18 protein-coding genes are annotated in these 23,547 nt (G+C 42.7%); all 18 read right to left on the bottom strand.

From position 1 onward, the window contains the following. Positions 1 to 21: 21 nt before the first annotated feature. The 18 genes from DXB77_RS05765 to DXB77_RS05680 all read right to left on the bottom strand — a co-directional run bounded on the left by DXB77_RS05765 (position 22) and on the right by DXB77_RS05680 (position 23,528). Complete coding sequence (locus tag DXB77_RS05765; RefSeq protein WP_117908539.1) at positions 22 to 711, bottom strand: SpoVG family protein; 690 nt, start codon at positions 709 to 711, stop codon at positions 22 to 24. A 3-nt stretch (positions 712 to 714) separates the two neighbouring features. Beyond that, entirely contained in the window at positions 715 to 1,113 is a 399-nt protein-coding gene (locus DXB77_RS05760; protein ID WP_117908538.1) for a hypothetical protein, read from the bottom strand. Continuing rightward, positions 1,106 to 1,723 carry a class D sortase gene (locus tag DXB77_RS05755; RefSeq protein WP_118662817.1) on the bottom strand — a complete coding sequence of 206 codons (618 nt, stop codon included), beginning with the start codon at positions 1,721 to 1,723 and terminating at the stop codon, positions 1,106 to 1,108. The genes DXB77_RS05760 and DXB77_RS05755 overlap by 8 nt, the downstream gene beginning before the upstream one ends. A gap of 13 nt (positions 1,724 to 1,736) precedes the next feature. Next, positions 1,737 to 9,392: a helicase-related protein gene (locus tag DXB77_RS13440; RefSeq protein ID WP_118662816.1), complete on the bottom strand. Its 7,656-nt coding sequence runs from the start codon at positions 9,390 to 9,392 to the stop codon at positions 1,737 to 1,739. Positions 9,393 to 9,406: 14 nt separating this feature from the next. Next, positions 9,407 to 9,775: a hypothetical protein gene (locus DXB77_RS05745; protein WP_118662815.1), complete on the bottom strand. Its 369-nt coding sequence runs from the start codon at positions 9,773 to 9,775 to the stop codon at positions 9,407 to 9,409. Beyond that, positions 9,772 to 9,990: a DpnD/PcfM family protein gene (locus DXB77_RS05740; protein WP_015567852.1), complete on the bottom strand. Its 219-nt coding sequence runs from the start codon at positions 9,988 to 9,990 to the stop codon at positions 9,772 to 9,774. Before DXB77_RS05740 ends, DXB77_RS05745 begins: the two co-directional genes overlap by 4 nt. 27 nt (positions 9,991 to 10,017) lie before the next feature. After that, positions 10,018 to 10,914, bottom strand: coding sequence for a hypothetical protein (locus tag DXB77_RS05735; RefSeq protein ID WP_118662814.1), 897 nt, complete (start codon positions 10,912 to 10,914; stop codon positions 10,018 to 10,020). Positions 10,915 to 10,964: 50 nt separating this feature from the next. Further along, positions 10,965 to 12,896 (bottom strand): NlpC/P60 family protein, encoded by a 1,932-nt coding sequence (locus DXB77_RS05730; RefSeq protein WP_347559475.1) that lies wholly within the window; start codon positions 12,894 to 12,896, stop codon positions 10,965 to 10,967. Positions 12,897 to 12,980: 84 nt separating this feature from the next. Beyond that, positions 12,981 to 15,362: a VirB4-like conjugal transfer ATPase, CD1110 family gene (locus DXB77_RS05725; protein WP_118662813.1), complete on the bottom strand. Its 2,382-nt coding sequence runs from the start codon at positions 15,360 to 15,362 to the stop codon at positions 12,981 to 12,983. Positions 15,363 to 15,454: 92 nt separating this feature from the next. Further along, on the bottom strand, positions 15,455 to 15,967 hold the full coding sequence (locus DXB77_RS05720) for a PrgI family protein (protein ID WP_118374824.1): 513 nt from the start codon (positions 15,965 to 15,967) through the stop codon (positions 15,455 to 15,457). A gap of 12 nt (positions 15,968 to 15,979) precedes the next feature. Then, positions 15,980 to 16,390, bottom strand: a complete 411-nt coding sequence (locus DXB77_RS05715; protein WP_006858871.1) for a DUF4313 domain-containing protein — start codon at positions 16,388 to 16,390, stop codon at positions 15,980 to 15,982. Positions 16,391 to 16,402: 12 nt separating this feature from the next. Beyond that, positions 16,403 to 17,245, bottom strand: coding sequence for a hypothetical protein (locus DXB77_RS05710; protein ID WP_118662812.1), 843 nt, complete (start codon positions 17,243 to 17,245; stop codon positions 16,403 to 16,405). Positions 17,246 to 17,299: 54 nt separating this feature from the next. Then, positions 17,300 to 17,680, bottom strand: a complete 381-nt coding sequence (locus DXB77_RS05705; protein WP_118662811.1) for an electron transporter RnfA — start codon at positions 17,678 to 17,680, stop codon at positions 17,300 to 17,302. Positions 17,681 to 17,946: 266 nt separating this feature from the next. Continuing rightward, positions 17,947 to 18,486: a helix-turn-helix domain-containing protein gene (locus tag DXB77_RS05700; RefSeq protein WP_227701393.1), complete on the bottom strand. Its 540-nt coding sequence runs from the start codon at positions 18,484 to 18,486 to the stop codon at positions 17,947 to 17,949. Between the two features lie 123 nt (positions 18,487 to 18,609). Next, positions 18,610 to 20,805 (bottom strand): VirD4-like conjugal transfer protein, CD1115 family, encoded by a 2,196-nt coding sequence (locus tag DXB77_RS05695; RefSeq protein WP_118662810.1) that lies wholly within the window; start codon positions 20,803 to 20,805, stop codon positions 18,610 to 18,612. 6 nt (positions 20,806 to 20,811) lie between these two features. Further along, positions 20,812 to 21,930, bottom strand: coding sequence for a PcfB family protein (locus DXB77_RS05690; protein WP_118662809.1), 1,119 nt, complete (start codon positions 21,928 to 21,930; stop codon positions 20,812 to 20,814). After that, positions 21,930 to 22,334, bottom strand: a complete 405-nt coding sequence (locus tag DXB77_RS05685) for a hypothetical protein (protein WP_006858865.1) — start codon at positions 22,332 to 22,334, stop codon at positions 21,930 to 21,932. Before DXB77_RS05685 ends, DXB77_RS05690 begins: the two co-directional genes overlap by 1 nt. 9 nt (positions 22,335 to 22,343) lie before the next feature. Then, positions 22,344 to 23,528 carry a hypothetical protein gene (locus DXB77_RS05680; RefSeq protein ID WP_118662808.1) on the bottom strand — a complete coding sequence of 395 codons (1,185 nt, stop codon included), beginning with the start codon at positions 23,526 to 23,528 and terminating at the stop codon, positions 22,344 to 22,346. Positions 23,529 to 23,547 lie beyond the last annotated feature (19 nt).

Below are 23,547 nucleotides of genomic sequence, written 5' to 3'. Positions count from 1 at the left end.
CCCCTGTACCTTGATTACTAATTATCGAAAGGGTGTAGCCTCTTTGTCCTTCTCTTTATCGGGATTGCCATGATGTTTCTCTGCACTCTCTCTTGCCTTTTCGTTGCTCTTATCCTTTGCTTTCTCATATTCCGAGATAATCTCATTATAGAGTTTTTCCCTGAAATCCTTTGTGACCGGATAGCAGACATCCTGATAGATTGGCTTGCCCTGCTCGTCCACCTGCTTTGTCTTATAAGAAGGCATTGATACAAAGATTTTCTCTTTTCCCTGCACGATATTGATATTATTTACGATGAAACTGTTTTCAAAATAAATACGTGCAAGTCCCTTGATGTTACTGCCTTCCCTCTCATAAGGTGTCACAGTTACGGAAAACTCAGGCATTTCCTGTGTTCTGTCCTGCTTCTGTGTCTCCTCTTTCTCCGGTTCCTTGATTCTTGCATAGGCATCAAGGATATTGGTATAGAGTTCCTCTCGAAACTCTGCTGTGATAGGATTGCACACATCCTTATAGATGACGCCATTGCTTTCATCACGCTCATTGGAGCGGTATCTAGGCATTGATACGAAAAGCTCACCCTTGTCCTTATTCTCAAGGATTGCAATATTGGTAATCTTAAATGAATCCCCAAATACCACTGTGGCAAATCCCTTGATATTACTGCCCTCTTTGCTTCTTACTTCGTTTACTTTAATTGAATACTTCATACGCTATTCCTCGCTTTCATTATCTGTATTATTAGTTTCCGGTATGACAAGCTCACACCAAAGCTGTTCTATCTGTCCACCTGACATCCTGCCATTTAACCAGTTGCCAAGAGTAACAACAAATCCATCCTGCTCATAATAGAGCCATTCCTGACTTTCGATGTTTCCTTCATACACAACTGTCACATCAAAGTCCGGCATAAAAAGTCTTTCCCCTTCATCCCATACACAGGCTATTCCCTGCCTAAGCGTAAGGTTAAGACTCTCTATATACACAGCCCATCCGCTTATGACAAGCTGCATATCTTCATCTATCTCTGCAATGTCATCTGCTATATCAATAAGCTCCTCTGACTCTGATACAGCTTCTTCCACATCACACAGTCTGTATCTTTTATTCATCCACAACTGCCTCCTTATATCTGCATCTGACCACAAAACGCATAGTACCCTTCTGCGAACAGGTAAAAAGAGTTAATTCTTTTTTCTCTCCCTGAGTCTTGATGCTGTTATCATAAGGATTTACCACCTCTGTACCTGTTACTTCATAGATATGAGTCTGTCCGTTTTTGTCGATAATTGTCACATCATCTCCTATGGAAATCTGATTTAGTGGTGTGAAAAATGTGCCATATCTGCTGCCATTATGACCGCACAGCACACAGTTACCACTTTCTCCGATTCCTGCTGTCTCAGGTATGTGACCAATCCCGACATTAAGGACATCCACACTCGTTCCTTCCATTACCGGATATCTGATATCTATGCTCGGTATCTCAATGATGCCGATAACACCGCCTTCTTTAAGAATGGCTTCATCCTCTTTACTAATGGAGGTTTGCTCTTCCTCCACATCTGTTTCTTCATCGTAATCATCCTCCAATGTCTGCTCAAATTCACTTATGAGCTGTTCTGTCTGTTTTTCTCCGGTTGTCCGCCAGAAAAAAGGGACTGCCATAATGGCAATCCCTGCTGTAATCAGTAGTCCTGCGACCACTTTTCTTATGCTCATATTATTCACTCTCCTATCGTGTTCTGCCCTCTCTGTCGGCTGGATAAGCACCTTTATCCTCTGCTACAATTGCTGCAGCTTCCATTCTGTCATCAGCTTCTCTTTCTTCCTCTGGTCCGCTCAGGTCTGCATCCACAGCCTTTGCGTTCTCAAGGTCAAGCTGGGCATTCAGTTCACATTGTCTTGCCAGCTTTTCTTCCAGTTCCTTGCTGTATGCAAATGGCTTGTCATACTCTGCCTTTGATGCTTCAAGATCATTCTGGTACTGCTCAATCTTCTTTTCCAAGAAATCAATGTTCTCATGGAGTCCATTGAACAGGTTTTCCAGCTTTACCATGCTGCCGACAGGACTTGTGGAAAGCTCTGCCTTGTACTCAGTCTTTCCACGAAGCACCATATAATTGATGCCAAGGAAGTTCTTTTCCACAAGCAGCTCAAATCCGTGGAATTTACCGATTGCAGTTGTCTCTCCGGTCTTGCATTTGCTGATTGCTTCAAGCATCATCGTTCCGCCATCCACACGCTCAGTATAAGTTGCTTTGCCTATAGTAATGGCAAATTCCGGATTATCAATCAGCTCTTTATCCCTTGCCTTTACATCCTCTCTTACATTGGCAAGCTTTTCTGTTGCTGTCTTAATGAGTTTTGGATACTTGATCATAAAGTTATCCTGCAAGCCATATCTCTGATTGTCATAGGATGCCTTTAAGAGCTTTAATCTCTGGACATCATTGTCAATCTCCATCTTTTCCTTGATCAAAGGATTACCGGTGGCAACCGCCTTAATCTCTGCATAGGAAAGTGTTGCCTCGTCGATATCCTCACAGCTTCGGCTTACTGCCTTGCTTGTCATGACCTGACTGATGAATCTCTGCTTATTCTCGACGAGCGACCAGTTGTATGCATCAAAGGTTCCTTTGGTGACATATCTGTAGATTGCAACATCTTCATTTTCATTGCCCTGCCTGATGCCTCGTCCTTCCCTCTGTTCAATGGAGCTTGGCTTCCAAGGACAGTCCACATGATGCATTGCAACAAGGTGTGTCTGCACATTTACACCTGTTCCACACTTGTCCGTAGAACCGATAAGCACTTTCTTTTTACCCGTCCTCATCTCCTTAAAGAGTGCATCCCTCTGGGCATCGGTCTTGGCATCATGGATAAATGCTATCTCATCTGCCGGAATACCATACTGCACCAGTGTTTCCTTCAGATAATCATAGATGGTAAAGTCTTTATCCGGTCCCGGTGTGCCGATGTCCGAAAAAATAAGCTGGCAGCCTATATGACCGTTGGCATTTCCTTTCTCATATTCCTTCCAGACATTCTCCGCTACCTTATTGAGCTTTCCATCCGGATTATTTGGTGCATCCTTATCAATCAGCCTTGCATCTGTTCCGAGAAGTCTTGCCTCATGGGTAATCTTTAGGAAGTTATCCACGCTTGGATCAACTCCACCGCCTCTGATACGCTCTGCCCTCACAACAAAGTCTTCCATGACCTGCTTCACATACCAGTCAGGCTCCGACTCCACAATAATAGGCTTGCCTCCACGAAGTGCAGGCACATCAAGGTCAAGCATGTCTGCAGTCTGCACATCAGCTACCTCACGGAAAATGTTCATAAGTTCCGGCAGATTCGTAAACTTATTAAATCTGCTCTTAAATCTAAAGCCGCTTCCTTCTACAGTAAGTTCAAGTGCAGTTGTCACTTCACCAAAGTTCGCTGCCCATGAATCAAAGTGATAAATCCCCATCTCTTCAAGTGCTGCCTTCTGCAAGTAAAGCTGCATGACATACATCTCACACATGGTATTGGATATCGGTGTACCTGTAGCAAACACAATGCCCCTGCCATCATTTATCTCTGATAGATACTGACATTTAAGCTGCATATCCGTTGACTTCTTTGCTCCGCTGCTGCTGATACCTGACACATTATTCATCTTGGAAAAAATCGCAAGGTTCTTAAAATTATGTGCTTCGTCTACCATGATAGAATCTACGCCAAGCTCCTCAAAGGTAATAAGGTCATCCTTTCTGCTCTCATCAGACAGAGATTTCAGCTGTTCCTCCAGTTTTTTCTTCTGGCTTTCCATCTGTTTTACAGTCCATCTCTCTCCGTTACGTTCCTTCATCTCATCTATCGCATAGCTGATTTCATCAATCTGCTCGTTAAGCATTCTTTCCTTTCTCTCTGCGGAGATCGGGATTTTCTCAAACTGCGAGTGCGACATGATAATGCAATCATAGTCACCTGTCGCAATCCTTGATACAAACTGCTTTCTGCGGCTCTTCTCAAAATCACGCTCTGTGGCAACTAAGATATTTGCCGACGGATAAAGCCTTAAAAACTCTGATGCAGTCTGCCCGATAAGCGGCTTTGGAACAACCATGATTGTCTTATTGGCAAGTCCAAGTCTTTTCTGTTCCATACATGCCGCCATCATCTCAAAGGACTTTCCGGCACCGACGCAGTGTGCAAGCAGTGTATTTCCTCCGAGAAGGATTCTTGCCACCGCATTTTTCTGGTGTGGCTTTAACTCAATCGCCGGATTCATTCCCGGAAACTGTAAATGACTTCCATCATACTCACGCAGACGGATGTTATTGAATGTCTCGTTGTAATATTCCACATATTTCTGTCTTCGCTCCGGCTCTGCAAACAGCCATTCCTTGAACTTCTCCTTGATTATGTTCTGTTTTTCCCTTGCAAGCATTGTCTCATTCTTATTGACTTCGTAATGATATTTGCCATCACCGTCATCAATCCTGTCCCTTACTGTTACAGTTTTAAGATTCAGCGTATCCTCAAAAATAGAATAAGCATCCATGCGGCTTGTACCATAAGTCCTAGTAGCTGCCACTGAATGCTTATCCATGCTCTTATTCTCGATGAACCATTCCATACTCATCTTATTTAAGTGTACCTGAATGCCTGTATTGTAAAACTGGCTTCTGACTGCCCTTGCTCTTCTTGGTGTATTGAGAAGCTCATAGATAAACTGCTCATAATCAAGCGGCTCAATCCATGTCGTACCAATCTTTACATCAATATCTGAAGCTTCAATCCACTCCGGCTGCACCTTTTCCAGTGCTGCCACATTGCCTGCAAATCTTTCTGCCTGCGGATTGTCTGTATCAGCTGCCATAGCCTTTGCTACACGGAGCTTGTCTCTCACATTGCCGGAAAGATACTCGTCTGCTGTCTCCCAGCCGATATCAGGATTGTTCTCGTTGTAACGGTCGGGATTAAGGAAAATCAGTCCATCCAGTTCTTCCACAAGAACTGCCCTTCTAAGCTCTGCCAAAGCATCATCACTAAATGTTATCTCATCCACTGTCTGCCCGGACTTTTCTGCAAGCTCTTCCTTTGCATTAGTAATATCTGGCTCATAGATAGAGAGCATATAGGCAAGATTCACATATCCAAATTCATTGACGGATACATTTAATGCTTCAACAGCCGTCTCCACTCTGTCTATGACAGTCTTTGCCTTAATCGTCTGCTTATAAAACATATCCGCTTTTTTCACCTCCCCGTCTTCGTTTACTTCCTCAAGACTGCAAAGAAGCGGGTAATCGCTGTCATCTCTGAAAGCTATTCTGTTTGCTTTTGAGGTAATGGCTCCATACTGCTTTATAAAGGCATCGTATTTCACATTAAGAAGTCTCTGCTTATCAGAAAGCTCCTCCTCACTGCAGCCATCCATCTGGATATCAATCAGCTCTCTTGTTATCTGTCTGATTTCATCAAGACTTCGGATTCGCTCCTCGGCAGTCTGTGATACCTCTTTTCTTACCATCTCAGAATTTTCCCTGTAATAGAGCTTTCCTTCAAAAAATGTGTAAGTGTAGTTTCTCACATCCGGATCAGCCGGGATAACTTCCTCCGTCTGCTCCGCCTCATCTGCCACTCTCTCAAAATCTGTCATCTGGGCTTTGATATTGGCGATTGCTTTATTCAATGCTTCATACATGTTAAAGTTTTCATCATCACTGACACAGACTGTATATCTGCTGTCCTGTCCATAGATTCTTGTATCATATTCCATATGACCAAGCATCATCTCCGGATGTTCTGCAAAGTAAGAGTTGACTGCTATGCCATCCTCGGTAACACCTAAGTGCACCCAGTCCGGTTCAATATCAATCTTTCTCTCCCTCTTCTGCAAAAACAGAATATCCGCTGTTACCTCAGTTCCTGCATTATCCTTAAATGCAGTATTCGGAAGTCTGACAGCTCCAACAAGTTCTGCTCTTTCAGCCAGATACTTTCGGATTGTCGGATTCGCTTTATCAAGCGTTCCCTTTGTCGTAATAACAGCAACCATTCCTCCCGGTCTTACCTGGTCAAGTGCTTTTGCAAGAAAATAATCATGGATACGGAAGTTATACTTGTTGTACTTTGGATCATAGACCTTGTAATCTCCAAATGGCACATTTCCAATAACCACATCAAAGAAGTTATCCGGATAAGTAGTATTCTCAAATCCTGTAATAGAGATGTTTGCATTCTGGTAAAGCTGCTTTGCAATCCTTCCCGAAATGCTGTCAATCTCTACTCCGTACAGCTTATTTCTGCTCTGCATAGGTGCGGGCATACTTCCAAAGAAATTACCAATTCCCATAGATGGCTCCAATACATTGCCACTTCTGAAACCAAACTGCACAAGTGCCTGATTCATGCAGGATGCAATCTCTGGTGAAGTATAAAAGGCATTGTTTACAGTTGCCCTTGCAGCACTATATTCCTCATCGGTCAGAAGTTCTTTCAGCTCTGCATACTCCTTGCTCCAGCTTTCATTGTTATCATCAAATGCCTGTGATAATCCGCCCCATCCGACAAACTTCGACAAAATTCTCTGCTCCTCCGGTGTTGCAAGACGGTTATCTGATTCAATCTGCTTTAAAGTGCGGATTGCATCCATATTCCACTGGTATCTGGTCTTAGCTCCACCTTTTTCCATTTCCCAGAGATTATAGTGGAAGTTGTGCTTCGTCTGCCTGTCAACATTCTTCTCATTTTCGAGACTTTCTACTTGCTGTACTGGTTCCTGCTTTGGTGTAAAATCTACAGTTTCCTGTGATTCTGTATCAGCCTGAATACCACCCACAGTTACTGACACCACGTCATCTGAAACCACATGTCCATTCTCATCAATCTTGGTTTCCCAGCCATTTGCTATTGCTCTTTCCCTGGTTTCAAGACGATTGGCTTTTACACTATCCTCGATATCAAAGAATCTCTTATAGACCGGATTCATCTTATCCCTGTCAGCCTTCTGCTTTGTCTCCTGATAATACTTCTTCTGGTCTTCTCCACAGTAAAATGGCTGTTTTACCATATAGGATAAAATCTCGTATAACTCACGCCAGTCGAGAGCACCTTCCTTACGCACACCGTTCCTGTTCTTATAGCTGATCTTCACATACCCGCTTCTGATTGAGTACTCCACAAGACCATACTTATTGTTGGAATATGCCTTTCTTTCTGCATTATCTGTCCCTAATGCAATATCCCTGATAAGGTCAAGTTTATTTGGCATAAATGCAAAATCAGACTGCACAACATCCATAAGGAATGCCCTAAACGGAGTGTAGCAGCTGCAATCTGTTACAAGAATCTCTGCCGCATCACGCAGGTCTTCATCAAGCTCCTCAATACGCTTGGCATAATCAATCGGTGTAATATACTGAAGCTCTGATGGATCTTTTTCAGTTGTTTCAGCTTCTATCTCAGCACCATATTCTGCCTGTGTTACCATGCGATCTTCATCGGCAGTTTCCTGTGGTGTCATGCCTTTTGCACTTACATAATCTCTGTTAGAAGCATAGCTCTCCGGCTCATCCGGTATTGCGTAATCATCAATCTCTGATTCTGCCTCCTCCAGTTCCACTTCCCGGTATTCGGCATCAATGACCTCATCATCCTCACGGAGTCCGTCCATCGCAAGCTCATCAATACGAGGTGTCTCAGACTGGTATTCCCCTGTAAGAATAAGGACACCAAGCTCTTTTTCGATATCTTTCCATGAAACATATCCTTCAACCTCTCCATCCTCATCTCGCCACTGAAAACGCAGTCCATTCCCATGAAATGTGTCATATCCGTGCAGCCCTAGTCCGTCAACCGGCCAGCCTGCACCTCCCTGACCATATTCTGCTTTGATACGCTTTGCTCTGGTTCCTGCATCAATCTCTGTTTCAAAAATCTTGCATACCCTGCCCTTACCACCGATAAAACCTGTACCTCTCATAAGCACCTGTTTGATATACTCACTTGGTACTGTTGCAGACTTTTTGGGATTCAGGTAATTGTATTTACCTGCTAATGCAGCTTTTCTGTCCTGCTCGAACTGACGCATAAACTGATTATTGTTTTCATCCTCAGTATGAATGGTGCCAATGCTTGCCTGCCCGTTCTGGTCGAAAAAAAAGGAAGCCTGTGTATATTCGGCTTCCTTACTAACACCCAATGAATTGATTTCATCAAGTTCCCTATTCAGTTCTGTATCATCAGATTCTAGTGGAATCGCATCACTATCTGATTCAGTACCACTTCCTCTGCCTGCATCTTCGCCTGCTCTCTTATCTTCCACATCTCCATTGTCGATGACGGATTCTGTGGCTTGTGCTTCGCCAGATACTGCATCTCCAGCTGGTCGTACAGCTGGTTCGCTTCCTCCTCTACCGCTGACATCTTCTCGTACATCTTCCCGAATCTCATCAGCGTCTTGTATCTTGCCGGCTCGTTCTCCTTTAGATAGTTCATCGCCATCCTTCCGTATTTGCCCAGCTTCGTGAGATCCTCCGTCTCGTCCGGCATCTCTATCTGCGGATAAAGCAGTCCGTCCACTTCCTTGTAAGTCATTTCTTCTAACATATCCAATTCTCCTTTCGCTCTCGATTGCCTTTAAGTTACGACTAAATTCTCTAAGAACACTACAGGAGACATCGCATACAATGGAACCAAGACGGTAAATAATCTCTTCGTCTTTGATATTTACGATCTGACTAAAATCCTGTTCTTGCACAGATAAGTCAAATCCGCATCTCGTCCCTACAGCATACATGACACTTGCATATACAAGCTGCTCCATGTCCATTTCCTGCTGTAAGCCATTGCGTTTCTTACTTTCTTCCTTTATCACACTACCTGATAGCTGCATAAGCTCGGTCATTCGGTCTCCGAACTCTTCTTTTATTATAAGCCAAACATCTGTTCCTGTAAACTGTTTTAATATATTTTTTAGAGACTCCCTGTCGCTGTTATCGTACTGCTCAATCTGACCTTCTGACACAAGAAAATCCACATAATCCTTAAGATTTTCTCCCTCAAGGTCCCATGTCAGTTTGACATTCTTCCCTCCGGTATCACTGATATCAAAGATATACCTCATGCGTGGATTCAGTGCCCTTGACGGGAAGATGGCGCAGCCTTTCGCACCACGCTTTACATATCTTCCCACCTTTTTCCAGGTATCATAATCTGCCATGAGTGTGCTTTTTTCCGGAGGTCTCTGAGCTGTTACCATAACGATATTGTCAAATTCATAGCGGTATAACTGACCTGCGACCTTTAACACATCCTTCCAGTTCTTTTCTGATCTGGTGATGTTACCAATCTCAGAATCGTATATCGCTTTGACCTTCATATCAACGCCCATACCTTTGTCCTCCTCTACTTAAACATCTCTGCAAACAATCCCTTAAAGAGCTTTAACTCATCCTTATCCAGCTCGATTGCAAATTCATTGTCGATTGCCTGTTTTTCGCATTTATCCTTTTTCTTTACAATCTTACGCACCACACGAAGAAGCACATAGCACTCCTTGGACTTTGCAATGCTCTGTTTAAAGGTCAGCTCATCCTCATCGACTGACTTCTGTGTCTGATAGATAATATCTTTTAACTTATCATTGATACCATCTACTTCCTCAAGGGAAATAATAACGGATGCCTTAGAAGCACCCGATCTGTCCCACTCCTTATGAAGTTCCTTTACTAAAAACTCCATGTTATTAATTACTGTTGTTGAATCACTTTTCATCTTGCTCTTCCTCCGTTTTCTTTTAATGAAGAAGGGAGCTGACTTTCGCTGATAGGTGCAAAATCAACTCCCTTCATGTCCTCTGCTCCAAGGACTATCTGCTCTGCATAATACATATCCATTGCCTTATTGATGGCATCGTCAAGCGACTCTGCCTTTACTTTCTGTACTCGTGAAAGCACTTCTTTTATCTCAACATCAAATTCCTGTTCCATATGATATCGCCTCCTGTAAAAATATCATCACCGGCTCTTTTCTTCCTTTACCTGTTTTTCCTTAAAGCCTCCATCGTACTTTCCATCTTCCAGCCTGTCGTAAAAACAGTCCTCTTCAATCGTTCCAAAATCCTCATACATCTGGTGAAGGAAGTCATTCTGCAGCTTCTTCGGTACATCATCATCCTTTGACATATCCTGATAAAAATAGAACTTCTGCTTTAGCTTTGCCCTGTAATCATAGATATCCTCTATCTTTTCCGGTGTGCCATACTCCCTCTTGTATGCCTTGAAATTCGTGGTTGAGAGTGTGGAACCAAGATAAATGCCATGCTCCCACGATACCCCGATTGTGGTATTGTCCTTTGTAGGCTTCTCATCCTTCGGATAACGCTTATACTCTGTCGCACCAAGGGCGATTGTAAGGGAACCTGACTTCATATCCATCACCACAAGATTCCTTGGTGATAATGCTTCAAGCACCATGTAATCATGGTCATTGAAGTTATGGAATGTCTGTCCCCTTTCAAATAATCTGTCCACACTTTCATAATGCAGGTTAAAATCATCCACCCAGCCCTTATCGGTCATTCCAATCTCCTTAAGCTTTGCAACACATTCAGAAGAACTGGCTTCTTTATCAAACCGAATTTCTTTGGAATCGTTATAAAGTCCCTGAAGAAAGTGTCCCAGCTGAATATCATCCAGACAGAATCTCGCAGATACAGTTACATTTGCTGCCCTGTAATACTCTGTGAAGTTATCTGCTTCACCAAGTGTCCTTCCAAGCTGCAACAGATGGTCTGCAAGCTCTGACATGTCATCAATTGCTATAAAACTCTTATAATCATCCAGAGTCATCAGCATATTTATCTCTGTTCCCCTGTTGTTTTCTGTTACCAGTATCATATCTTTTAAATCCATTCTTACCTCCAGTCTCAGAGAGGGACTATGCCCTCTCCGCAAATTTTCTGTTATGGTCTTCCAATCACAACAATCTTTCCTGTGCTTGCCACATCCCTGTAGACCACACCAAGACTTTCATTAAGTGCCTCTACCACCTTGCCATTTCCGACATATACTGCCACATGGCTGATGTTCTTATATCTTCCGTTGCTTGTAAAACTGTAGAAGATAAGGTCTCCCGGCTGTAACTCATCAAAGGAGACTGTCTTTCCGGCTTCATCCAGTCCCTGTGCCTCCGCTGCCGCTGTGGTTGCACCGCCGTAACTAATATCCACGCCTGCATCCTTCCATGAATAATAGGCTAAGGAGCTGCAGTCATAATAGTTACCGCTGTCTCTTAAATCCTGACTATAAGGGAAGCCAACTCTGTGAAGTGCATAGGAGCAGACTGTTTTCTGCCTGCTGTCTGTAATTCCGTTTAGGATGGCATTGATTTCATCCTCAGTCATGGAGCTTACTCCAGGACTTCCGCCTCCGCCGCCACTTCCGCTTCCGGCATATCCAAGCTGTCCCATAAACTCCGGACTCATGATCTGCTCAAGCATTTCCACCTGATCAGAATTAAATCCATAGACCGAAATCATATCTCTGTACGATTTCAGTGTGACATTCACATACAGAACCGACTTCGTGACAGTAGTTACATTACCGTCTGCATCTGTTTCTTCCACATCCTTTGTTCCTGTGCTTGTGGTGTATGAACACATATCATTTACTACTGCCTGCAGCCAGCCTTTTGAAATGTCATTCATGACTGTTGCAGTATCTCCGATACCATGCTTGACCATATAGACTGCCATGATGTCATAGTAATTGCTTGGGTTTTCTTCCATACCTTCATAATCCACATATACAAGCTCTCCAAGGTCATATCCGGTATGCTCATTCACTTTCGTATTCACATCCCGGTTAAACTCCTGCACATAAGCACTCGTTACTGTCTGCACGGTATCTCCTGATTCAAGTGGTGGCAGAAATAAAGCAAATGGAGAATTGTAAAGGATTGCTATCACCGCTATAACCGGAACCGCAATCATGGCAACTACAAGAACAAGTAATAAAAGCACCAATCCGATAATCGGTGCAGCTGCCTTTACCCAGGTAATCGCTTTTCGCACAATCAGATCCTTTACCAGTTTTGCCACGCTGTCTGTCTGATTCTCCTGTGCTTTCATCTTATCCAGAAAGAATTTTATCTTCCTGCTCCGGTTGGTCATCTTTTCATCCTTGACCTCTATGGACACACCTGCAGCATATCCGGCTGCCATGCCGATTGCAGTACCAACTCCCGGTGCAACCGCTGTTCCTGCCGCTGTAGCAGCTGCCTTTGTCGCAGTTTTTGTTGCAACCTTGGCAGTTGTCTTGGCTGTTTCTTTTGCCGTCTCTTTAGCTACCGTCTTGGCTGTATCTTTGGCAGCTTTCTTTGCTGTCTTTTTTGCCAGCTTCTTTCCTGCCTCTACCTTCTTGATACGCTTCTTTGCCTCGGCTGCCGCCTTTTTCCTGAAAAGTGCTGCCCCCTTGGAAGCAGTTCCGGTAACAGGTTGGCTTGCTTCATATGCAAGATATGCTGCCTGCGATACCTCATACCCGCCTTCCACCTGCTCCGTTACTGCCCCGGCTGCAAGTACACCTGTTCTTCCTGCAATGTGAAGATTGGTGTTCTTAGTCTTGATGGAAGTGTTTGATTCTTTAAGGTTTCGCTTGAATCTTGATAGTCCCTTATTCTTCGGCTCTGACTGATGAATGGTACTCTTTCGATAGGACTTCTTGTTATCATCAGATACCTTTGCACCGATAGTCTTAGGACCTCTTTCTACTGTATAGATGTTGTTGCCTTTAATCTTGGCACCCTTTGGCTCGTGGGCATGAATCTTAGCTTTCTCCTTTGTGTGAATGATCATCGGCTTGTCATCCACCTTTTTTATCTTCAATGTTCTCACCTTCTTTCACTCAAAATGCAAAACAGCCACCCAGCTTCCCGGATGGCTATGCTTTGAGGTCGCAAATTGCGACCTCTATCAACATTATTCGACATTTTTCTGCATTTCACGTTTCTTCTGTTCCGCAATCTTCTCATGAATGTTGGTATTATACAGTCTGTACAAATCTGTATCCTTACTAATCTGATTATCAAATGGAATCACCACAGAACCACACTTGATAAGTCCCATTCCCGATGCAGTATTGGTTACGAATCTTAGCTGTGCCTCTGATACCCCGATAACTTCCGCCATCTTGGAACTGTCCGTATTTGCTTGCTTCAAAAGTGCCACAAACTCAGAGTTTGCAAGCATTGTGGTTGCTGTGTAATTCTGCAACAGATCGACGACATTCTGCGTGATACCTGTACAAAGACCTCCCTGCTTTCTTACTTTCTTCCAGAGCTGCTGCAGATATTTTGCAGAATACTCAGAATTAAGTAAGACGTGGAACTCATCAATATAGAGCCATGTTGCCTTGCCTCTCTTGCCATTCTCAACAATCCTGTTCTGAATAGACTCCATCATGACAAGCATTGTGATAGGACTAAGCTCTGTACCTAAGTCCCTGATGCCATATACTGTGAATCTGTTATCCACATCCACATTTGTCTGGTGATTGAAGATGTTAAGTGAACCATTTACGAAAAGCTCTAGTGACAATGCAATGTCCTTTGCCTCGTCCTCCGGCTGTGCCATGAGAATATCGTAAAAATCACTCATTACCGGGATATACTTCTCTTTGCTCCTTGCAATGTCGATATACAGTTTTCTCACACAGCGATCGATGATTGACTTCTGTCTTGAATTTAAGCTGTCACCGATGCACTGCTCACAAAGACCAAGCATGAACTCGCCCTTTTCTCTTACCATTCCCTTGGAATCATTCGGATCAAGGCTCCATACATCCATCTCCAGCGGATTCACATAGTTATCCGTGTAGGTGGACATATTTACCACTGTTCCACCATAAGTCTCAGCAATATCAAAGTATTCGTTCATTGGATCTATGACGATTATTTCATCATCTCCCGACAAGAATACGCTGCCCATCTCCATCTTACAGAAGAAGGATTTACCGGAACCCGGCACACCAAATACAAAGCCATTTCCGTTGATAAGCTTCTTTCTGTTACCGATATTCACATTCTTGCTAATCTGGTTGATACCATAATAGTTGCCTGTGCTGTCATTAAGCTCCTGCACATTGAATGGCATAAGTACCGCAAGTGACTGAGTAAGAAGGGTACGCATTGTCTCCACCTGTCTTACACCAATCGGAAGTGCTGTGTTGAGAGCTTCCCTCTGCTTTAAGTAGTGTATATCAATCGTGCAGCTGTTACGCTTTCCGATGGTCTCCACAGTCTCACATACACTCTCAAGCTCCTTCTGGCTTTCTGCCATAAGAATAATGGTTACTCCCACGAAGAAAAGGCACTGGTCATTCTCACGGACGTCATCCATGATTTCCTCAATTTCTTTTTTCTCCGTTCTCTTGGCGTATGAAATTTCCGTAGAAAAATCGTTATTCTTATTACGAACTCTCTGCTGTTTGATAATATCCGACTCAATACCAAGGTATTTTTTCTGAAGCACCTTTGTTGTCAGATCCTTTGGAACAGGCACCACATCAATACTCGTGATAGAATGAACCGGAAGGGAAGTAATCTCATTGATGAATCTGTCTGACAAACTGCTCGGATACTTTTTGATAAAAAGTGCCTTGCAGAATTTACTCTCATCCTCAAAATGGTCCGGGAAATATTTCACCATCCCATTGCACAGGTCATTTCTAAAATCTGCCCCGACCTTCTTTGCCTTTTTGATATCAAAATCAAAGCTGCCCTCATCTCCAAGATGATAATAGTCATAAAGCACTTTCAGCCTCTCATTTCCATTAAGAGGCACAATCTCCGCACCAAGCTCAATGAAAGCCTTGTGTATCGTTGCCTCAAGGGTTGCAAACTGTGCCTTCGCCTCCTCAAAGTTCTTTCTCTCAATCGTGATTGTCAGGTATCTCTCCTGCTCAATCCCCTGTCTGCCCTCAATAATCTTCTCTTCAATGATGTCATTGTAAATTCTTCTGTAATTATTGAAACCATCATTTTTCTTAGCAATCAGAACCTTGTCACGGAGTTCATCCATGTTTTTGTTCTTATTGTTGATCGTAATCTTATAATTACAGTCCAGCGAATTTAAGAACTTGCAGTATCTCTCGAAAATACCGATCTGCTCATCCTCGGTTGCTGTCGTGTAATTGATGTCCTGAAAGCGGTAGCATTTGGAATACTTATTTTTGCTTACTTCAAAAATGCCGTTTTCAGCCACCGCCATAATCTCTATGGTTTCCTGAATGGATTTAGGTGTCTTATACAAAGGCTCACTCGCCTTCTTTAATAACTTAAATCCGTCTGTAAATAAACCCATGTCTCTAACCTCGCTTTCTTATAATGAAAGCCCGCCGGGAACTTCACCCTGCGGGCTGTGTTCCCGACCTTGCGGTCAGATACTATTTATTTCTAATGCATTGCCTTATATGCTGCAATACCAGCTGCTGCCGCCACAATGACTGCGACAAGTCCAAGCAGCATGTTTCTTGTCTTTTTCTTCATTTCTTCAAACTCCTCCTGCTTCTTTACAGCCGAATCAGCTGTTACAGTCTCCGGTTCAGCCTTTCTGCCTTTCTTCTTTACCTGTTCATTCTGCTCTACTTCTAACTGCTTTATTGCAGGCTCTCCTTCTGTTGATACATAGGTAAGTGCCTTGTTTCCAAACATAAAATGCAGTTTCTTTCCCATATACTCGTAGAAATTCATCCCGTTAAAGGAATAGAATCCGCCAAGTGCAATCGGTGCCACACAGGGAATTGCCACATAAGCAGAACCCGTAAGACCGATATACTTGTAAAGAAGAAGGACGATACCGCCACCGACTACTACGCTTGCAATAGAAAATATAAGCTGCCTTGCAGTAAGTCCCATCGCAACCGATTCCTGATAGCGGTCAATATCCTTGTTTACTTCGATTACCATTGTCCCTGCCTCCTATCTTGATAAATCCTTTGTCTCCGGCTTTCTTGTCATTCCAATATTCGCCTCATACTTATCCATTCCATCCGGACACAGTTCTCTAAGCTTATCTACATTGAACAGATAAAGCGGATATTCGCAGAAACCACTCCTTTGCGTGAATCCTGTAAACTCTCCAAGGTCGTTATCTGTAATAAACTTTTCAATATCCGGCATGTCATTCACATTCAGATATCCGCAGTAATTTGGTGCTGCAACCGACAAATTCACAGTCACATCCCCAAAAGGCTCCTCATATCCATCTTCATTACACATAAGACCGATAAACATTGCCCTGTTATTCATATACTGCTGGATATCAAATGTCACCTGCGTTTCTCCGGTTATGCTTGAATTATAAGTAACCTGTTTCTTTTCATTATCCATTTCTGCCTCCTTCTATAATCCAAATGCCTTGCTTGTAAGTGTCTGTGCACCCTTCACACTTCCAACAGTCATTGCTATCGTAAATGTCATTTCACACAAATAAATAAGCGTCTGTGCCCAGTCAGCGTAACTTCCTGTAAATGCTGGAAGTCCTGCATTGATAAATGCATTACATACCACAATTGCAAGTGCCATCGTTACTGCCTCGAATACACACGAAAGAAAATATTTGCAGTAGGTAGACATTGTATGACTGACCATTCTGTTTCCTGCCATTGTGGAGCATGCAATCGCACCAAGCGGCACAATAATCAGTATCTTTAAGAACCTGAAATACACTGTGTAGATGATAAAGAATCCACAGATAATAATGATGATTGCAAGCAAAGCTGTAAGTATCAGCATTACCAGACTTTCACCAAATCCGAGTCCTTTAATGATATCTGCCTGTGTACTGTCAATGGCAAGCTGCGTTGTTGTCCCGGCAGATATAAGTCCTACCAGATTTCCTATGGAAGTAAAAAATGCCTTCATAATCGTGACATTATTTGCAACAAACCATTCTGCAAGTCCCAGTCGGATAAGCATACGCAGGATTGATTCAAACCTCATCTCATCTTTTACATCTATGCTTTCCGAGCAGAAACCGATAACAAAGAACAGCACAACGAGGGAAGAGCCGACCGCTACAAAGACCGGCTCTATCCCCTCAATGACTGCCCAGGGACCTCCGCCCTTGAAACTGACCGGTGACTGTCCAAGCATTGCAAAGACCAGGGATATCTGATTGTTCCAAAACCCAAACACTGCCTCAAGAAGTGCAAGGATCTTGTCTCCAAGCTTAAAAATATCCATACTTGTTATTCACCTCTTTCCTTTTACTAAAAGGGGAAATGCATTTCCCCAATCTTAGAAGCCTAAGAATGTCAGTACTGTTGAAATACCAGCCATCATGACACCTGCTACAATTCCTTTCAGTGCAGAGTTCATGGTAGATGAATCCTGCTGCTGGTAGGCTTGTGCGAACTCCATAACATTCTTTGCAAGAATGATGACACCAACCGCACCAATGACTGCAATGATAAGTGTCTTTAAATTCTCAAGCGGCTGTGTTACTGCGGAAGTACCTGTACCTGCTGCAAAACAGGTAGTGCTCATAAGCATCACTCCCATAAGTGCTCCGGATAATACCGGAACGAATCTCTTTTTTAAGTGAATGAATCTACTCTTCATGCCTTTCTCCTCCATCTGATTGTTGTTTGTTGTTGAAATAACCTGTTCTTTTCTCATGTTGTTTAATCTCCTTTTTTGAAGTGACAGAAGCGGAAAAAGCCAGAAAGGAATACACATATTCCAATCCGGCTAGCTTTCCGAACGGAATATATGCATTCCTTTCTGTCCTGTTGATAGTTACTCTATGATAATCAGGCAATGCCTGTTGTACTGGTTAATCGGGCTTTCCCCGATGCGTTTTTGCTGTGACCATCTCCTTTCAAGGTATGAAAAAAAGCACCTTAACCATATGGCTAAAGTGCTAATTTACTCTCAAATTTGCTTTATTCTAAAAGCATTCCATCAATTATTGCAAACTTTGTCTTAAATATAGATCTATTCTGGCAATATCGTAATATGACATCCTGTACATAAGGTCTTGTACAATAACTGTCTACCACAATCTGTTTATCTTCCTCTTTCTCTATCCTCTTAAATATGCCTTTTGCATTCCAATCCGTCTTTACAGCATCTACTAAATCATTACTCATCTCAAGATGTGATAAAATCGTGGAATTCAACTCGGTTTCTTTAATTTCAGATATTTGTCCATAGTCATTAAGTTGCTTCAATTCTCTCTTAATTGCCTCCGTGTAACTTGTCATATTATTATCTCCTATCAATAAGTATTCAGGTGTTACATCTAGTGCCTTTGCTAGTTGTAAAAGATTATACGCACTTGGCTCTTCATTGAGTCTACCTTGTTCATAACGTCGTATACTCTGAACAGATATATTTGTTATCTTACCCAGCTCTTCCTGTGTATAGTTTCGTATATTACGCAACTCTTTTAATCTATCTGCAAAAGTCTTTTCCGTATTCATCCTGTACCTCCAATATAAAATAATTTCTGTCTTTTGTAACTGCTCACATGTTAGTAGTCCAATAAGCTGAAGCATACCATGTGAGCAAATTATATCATATACTCTGTAATATATCTAAAAACATTACTGCTTCTTTCGATATGAACTCATCTTCTCCACAGTAACCTCCGGATAAAAGTAAGTAAGAATCGTTGCCTTCGGAACTCCTGCCGCAAGTGCCTTCTTCACTTCCTCTTTCTGCTCCGGTGTATATGACCAGTGCAGCATTCGGTTTGTGATTGTATCCTCCCACTTAGGCTTTTCCCTCTCAGGATTCCTTACAGGCTTAGTACCAGCACTTCCATTAGAAGAGTTAGCACATTCTGTAGTATCAGACTTCTGTGACTCATCGACATACTCAAGCTCATTTGCCTGCTCCCTGTCAATCTTTGCTTTCTGCTCTGCCTCATCCTGCATGGAGAATCTTCTGCTTAACTCCGCATCACCAAGCATCATAAACTGCTCATAGGTAAGAGAATCTATATACACATTCTCGCCCTTATCCCTCAGCTTTTCATAATACTTAACTGCCTTGTCTGAAAGAATCTCAAATGGCGGACCGATAAGATTATCTGCTCCTCTTATCTGATGAACATAAGGCTCTCCCTTGCCATCTGCTGTCTGGTTAAACATCGGATGATTGAATGGTATGAACTTATTATCCATGATAGGATCAAATCCTCTAATAAAGATAATGCACTTTTTGTTATCTAGTTTTCGGACTTCATCCGGTGTGAAAAGTTCTCGACCTAAAACATCATAATTTCTTGATGAACTACCCTGTCTGCCCTTTGTCTCACCGCTTGACTTCTTATCAATCGTACCTTTTCCAAGCAGCTCTGACACATACTTGTGCGTACTCTGCTCGTTACCACCAAGGTAGATAAAGGTATCGCAGTTGCCGGGAATTGTCTCCCAGGTATCTTTAAAAAGTGCTTTTAACTGGGCAAAGTTCTGAATAATGATAATACTTGAAATCTCACGGCTTCGCATTGTCGATAACAGTGAACAGAAGTCATCTGGCAATGCGACATTCGCAAATTCATCTAACATAAATGTCACATGGATTGGCAGCCTTCCACCACAATTAAAGTCTGCCTGATAGTACAATTCCTGAAATATCTGCGTGTATAACATACCGATAATAAAGTTATAGGATTTGTCACTATCCGGGATTACACAAAAGAGTGCTGTCTTTGTCTCCCCATCTCCGTTTACACCAATACCGATATCGGACAGATTAAGCTCATCTTTGGAGAGTAATCGTAAAACCTGCTTATTTTCAAGAAATGCAAGTCTTGAGTTGGCACTGATGATAATGGAACGGACGGTATCTCCTGCACCTCTCATACATTTGTTGTACTGCTTGACTGCTGGATGATTGGCTCCGAGTGGGGAACTTTCCTCTAAAAACTTCATACGCACATCCAGCTTTGATGCCTTCCCCTGCTCTGTAACCTCTGCCTCTCCAAGAAGTTTAAGTACTGTCTCAAAGTTTCTCTTTGCCGGCTGTACCTCCAGCCACACATAATAAAAGATAGCCTGTAAGAACAATCCTTCCGCTTTTTCCCAGAACGGATCACTTGGTGTCGCTCCCTTTGGTGTCGTATTGCTGATAAGGTTTGTAATCAGCTTGACCACATCTGTTTCCTCTCTGATATAGGAAAATGGATTGTAACAGTCTGATTTATCCATCTCTAACAGATTAATGACTTTCAGGTTATATCCGTTATTTTTTAACATCTGCCCGCAGTTTCTAAGGATTTCTCCCTTTGGATCGGTACAGATAAAGGAACAGTTATGCGGCATCTGCATCAGATTCGGCTTTACTTCATAAAATGTTTTTCCTGCTCCGGAACCACCACAGATAAGGATATTTCCATTGAGCTTGAGTCTCCTGAAATCCAGCGACATCTTCACATTCTGGCTGAGTATCCGGTTGAAATTTTCATCCTTATCTGCAAGTATCTTGTTGACCTGCTTCGGATTTTCAAATCTTGCCGTACCAAATTCTTTGCCAGGCATATAGTTTCTCTGACTGGTGTAATACATGACAATAGCCATCGCATAGATACCTAATGCAATGGCTACTGCTTTTACTGTATTGGAATTGTAATAATTGGCAAAAGGAACAGCACATACTTCATTGAATCTGTCCATAAATTCATTAAAGGCAATCCCTTCCGTCCACGCACCATTTATCAGATAACCAAGATACCCTGCTAACACTGCACCCACAAGGATGAATATCAGTGACGGCATTTTCTTTGTTGTCTGCATAGGCTGCTACCTCGCTTTCTTTGTGGTAACAGTTTTCTTCTGTGTGGTCTTTTTCTGCTGCTTCTGCACTTTCTCGTAACGCTCCCTGACAGATGACTCCACCTTGTCGTAGTGAGTATAAAGCTCGGTTCCTTTCTGGGTTGTCACCACACGATTCTGCTCATCGTAGAGCTTATAATCCTTGGTTGAATCAAGGAAGGTAAGCATTGTCTTTCCACCATGAATCTCCATGATGTTTTCCTTACGGAGCCATACATATCTTGCCTCTTCTCCCCATGTGCCGGGAACTCTGGTCTTAACAGCATGGTCATTTTCTTCGATAATCAGTTTCTTGCTGATTGTCACATCTGACAGGTTCGCATTTTTTGATGCTGCAACTGCCCTCATTCTCTCAGCAAGGTCCTGATAGCCTCTGACACGGTTGATAAATGCATCCTTGTCCATCATGACTGTATGGGTGCCATCCTCATTCTTGCTGCCAAGCACACCGATTGTCTCAAGCTGTTTGATAACACTTTCAGCCTGCTCACCATTGATACTGAAATTCTCCTTGACCTGATCCACACTGATAGCTTTCTTTTCCATTGCAAACATTCCGACCTTCTCAATCAGTCCGTCAATGGCGGAATTAACCCTATCCCCTTCTATCGTGTGGCTTTTCTCGTTTCCCTGCTGTTTCTTCAAAAAATCCATCAGCTTGCCAAGGGATTTTTCATCTCCATTCTTCAGATAATCGTCAAATGTGGCAATCTTACCAAACTTGAGTTTCTGTATCATCATATTCACACGTGGAACTGCCTCTGTATGAAAGATTACCTCACTCAGTCCGTCTTTCCTGTTACAGTCCGGAAGTACCGAATACAGGATTCCATACTTCTTTGCCATCTTTTCGACCTTTTTCATATCTTCGGTATTAAACTGCAATACCTGTAAATCGCCACCCTTTAAGAGCAGCTTTCTCATGGATGTTTTGCCAAGTGACTTCTCATAATCAAGCATCCCTTTTAAGAAATCTATTGCCTTCTGCATGGCAGCTATTCCGCCACATCCTACCTTCATGGCAATCTCAATGCCATCATAAGCAACACGGATGATCTGCACCGCTTCCTGAATCTCTTCTGCCATTATCGCACCTCCACTTTCTCTCTGACTGTTGTTTTAAGTGTTTCTGTCTCTGTTGTACGGATTTCCTCGGCTGATACATCAATACCATAAGCAGTCAAAATATCTGCCAGATGATTGATTGCTTTTTCCTCCTCGATACGGTACATTTCAAGTGCCACAAGCAGGTTTTCCACCTGCTCCACCCATGCAGGCTTCATATCATATTTAGACCTGTATGTGACCATAATCTCGTCCGACTCAGCCTTATCCGCTGAATGTGCCAAAGCTTCAATAAGAGAAATCGTGTCTTCCTTGCTGCCACTTCTGAATGCGAACTGGACAACAAAGTTTTTCTCTTCCTCTGTAAACTGATGCTCCACACCATTCATCTCTGTTACTGCTTCATTTACTACTGCTAAATTCATAAGTTCCTCCTAATCTGCCATGCTGTTTTCAAGCACAGCAATCTCAATGATCTCCTTCATCTTTTCCGCTGAAATGTTGTTGTTTATAAGCTCTACAAGCTGTGACTCAGTAAGTCCCTTTTCTATTGCACTCTTAATCTGCACAAGCTGCGCCGGAACAAGGTCTCCCGATGCAACCAGCTTTACAATGTCTGCTCTTGACTTTTTCTTAAATGACAGTCTTGCAAAAAGGCTTGCCACTCCGCTGTTGCTGCTCTTTCTCACACTTCGCTCAATCGGAAGTCTCTGCACCACATTTCCAGTACCATCAACTACCGGAATCTGATAATAGACCGGAATTCCATTTGCCACAGCCTGCATATTCTGCGGAACTGCAACTGTATCAACCATCTTTTTATCTGCCTGTGGTACGGACTGGCTTTCCTGCAGCTCTGCCTTACTTTCTGCCTCTTTCTTATTCTCTGTGGCAACACTTATGATCTTATCTTCCAATGACTCTATTCTGTCTCCCATACGCTTCATCTCCTTATCCTTTTTCTCAATATCATCCCTGAGTCTTGCAATCGTACTGCTTGCCTTATTCAGTTCATTCTGCTGACTGTTGATAAGAGCATCCTTATCCTGGTTCTCCTTGACCAGACGCTCCCTGACTTCCTCATCATCTTTGGAAGTTTCTATTTCAGAAAGCTTCTTATTCAGGGCATCATACCTTTCATTCTGGTAATTGATCTTTTCAACCACTTCATCCATCTGAGCTACAAGACTTTTCACATACTCTAAATCCTGTGGCATCTGCTCTTTGGCTTTATTAAGCTTTTCTAATACCACATCAAACATCCTGCGCATATTTACTGCTGTATCATCTTTTTGGACTACCTCTCTGATTGCATCAATCGGCACACCTTTTTCATAGTAATCCAATGCTGTCTGCATCTTAGGTGCTGCCATCCTGCTATCTTTCAGCAGCGTTAACAACTCTTCTGATACACCCTTATGCAGACATTTTGATAACACCTTCATCTGCTCAATGTCATAACTTTTGTTAAGATACAGACCGATTTCATCATCAGTCAGTCCATATTCATAATCGCTTTTGACAAGAGCAATAACCTCACTGTCCATATGCTTATTACGAAGAATCTGTATCTTTCTCTCAATCGCCATTTCACTTAATGGCTCTCTTTTTTCTTCCATATATGCCTCCTAACCACTA

The organism is Clostridium sp. OM05-9 (assembly GCF_003481465.1).
In the GTDB taxonomy this organism is placed as follows: domain Bacteria; phylum Bacillota; class Clostridia; order Lachnospirales; family Lachnospiraceae; genus Coprococcus; species Coprococcus ammoniilyticus.
This window is presented reverse-complemented; position numbering and strand designations above follow the sequence as displayed.

Excerpts from the sequence above, each read along its gene's own strand:
- DXB77_RS05755 (WP_118662817.1), bottom strand. The coding sequence starts at position 1,723 with ATGAGCATAAGAAAAGTGGTCGCAGGACTACTGATTACAGCAGGGATT.
- DXB77_RS05765 (WP_117908539.1), bottom strand. The coding sequence starts at position 711 with ATGAAGTATTCAATTAAAGTAAACGAAGTAAGAAGCAAAGAGGGCAGT.
- DXB77_RS05680 (WP_118662808.1), bottom strand. The coding sequence starts at position 23,528 with ATGGAAGAAAAAAGAGAGCCATTAAGTGAAATGGCGATTGAGAGAAAG.
- DXB77_RS13440 (WP_118662816.1), bottom strand. The coding sequence starts at position 9,392 with ATGGGCGTTGATATGAAGGTCAAAGCGATATACGATTCTGAGATTGGT.
- DXB77_RS05710 (WP_118662812.1), bottom strand. The coding sequence starts at position 17,245 with ATGGATATTTTTAAGCTTGGAGACAAGATCCTTGCACTTCTTGAGGCA.
- DXB77_RS05715 (WP_006858871.1), bottom strand. The coding sequence starts at position 16,390 with ATGGATAATGAAAAGAAACAGGTTACTTATAATTCAAGCATAACCGGA.
- DXB77_RS05690 (WP_118662809.1), bottom strand. The coding sequence starts at position 21,930 with ATGGCAGAAGAGATTCAGGAAGCGGTGCAGATCATCCGTGTTGCTTAT.
- DXB77_RS05695 (WP_118662810.1), bottom strand. The coding sequence starts at position 20,805 with ATGCAGACAACAAAGAAAATGCCGTCACTGATATTCATCCTTGTGGGT.
- DXB77_RS05740 (WP_015567852.1), bottom strand. The coding sequence starts at position 9,990 with ATGGAACAGGAATTTGATGTTGAGATAAAAGAAGTGCTTTCACGAGTA.
- DXB77_RS05725 (WP_118662813.1), bottom strand. The coding sequence starts at position 15,362 with ATGGGTTTATTTACAGACGGATTTAAGTTATTAAAGAAGGCGAGTGAG.
- DXB77_RS05720 (WP_118374824.1), bottom strand. The coding sequence starts at position 15,967 with ATGGTAATCGAAGTAAACAAGGATATTGACCGCTATCAGGAATCGGTT.
- DXB77_RS05705 (WP_118662811.1), bottom strand. The coding sequence starts at position 17,680 with ATGAGAAAAGAACAGGTTATTTCAACAACAAACAACAATCAGATGGAG.
- DXB77_RS05700 (WP_227701393.1), bottom strand. The coding sequence starts at position 18,486 with ATGAATACGGAAAAGACTTTTGCAGATAGATTAAAAGAGTTGCGTAAT.
- DXB77_RS05760 (WP_117908538.1), bottom strand. The coding sequence starts at position 1,113 with ATGAATAAAAGATACAGACTGTGTGATGTGGAAGAAGCTGTATCAGAG.
- DXB77_RS05735 (WP_118662814.1), bottom strand. The coding sequence starts at position 10,914 with ATGGATTTAAAAGATATGATACTGGTAACAGAAAACAACAGGGGAACA.
- DXB77_RS05745 (WP_118662815.1), bottom strand. The coding sequence starts at position 9,775 with ATGAAAAGTGATTCAACAACAGTAATTAATAACATGGAGTTTTTAGTA.
- DXB77_RS05685 (WP_006858865.1), bottom strand. The coding sequence starts at position 22,334 with ATGAATTTAGCAGTAGTAAATGAAGCAGTAACAGAGATGAATGGTGTG.